This is a genomic window from Campylobacter concisus, from assembly GCF_002165775.1.
GTDB lineage: Bacteria > Campylobacterota > Campylobacteria > Campylobacterales > Campylobacteraceae > Campylobacter_A > Campylobacter_A concisus_E.
Map to the genome: position 1 here is coordinate 1 of NZ_NDYP01000020.1, position 355 is coordinate 355.

Sequence of the window (355 nt, forward strand, 5' to 3'; positions counted from 1 at the left end):
ACTATCGACGGCGGAGCTGGCTTTGATACATTAAAAGTAGCTGATAATAGCATAGACTTTAGCCATGTTAAAAATATCGAAAAACTAGATATGACTAATGGAGAAAAGACAACCTTATCTCTTACAGCTAGCAATGTTCAAGATATATTACGTGATAGTAACGAGAATAAGCTAAAAATAGATGGTGATAGTAATGATGAGCTTACTCTTGGAAGTAGCTGGACTAAAGGTGCTAGTTCTGGTGGTTATACTACTTATACTAGTGGTACAACTACAATCGAAGTTCAAGATCAAATACACGTACTTTAATATCTATACTTTTAATCCCAAAGGAAATTCCTTTGGGATATTCTTT

At 34.1% G+C, this 355-nt stretch carries 1 protein-coding gene; it reads left to right on the forward strand.

The annotated features are described in order from the left end of the window. Positions 1 to 309: hypothetical protein (locus tag B9N66_RS09775; protein WP_219336841.1), on the forward strand; the 309-nt coding region annotated here is incomplete at its 5' end. Positions 310 to 355 lie beyond the last annotated feature (46 nt).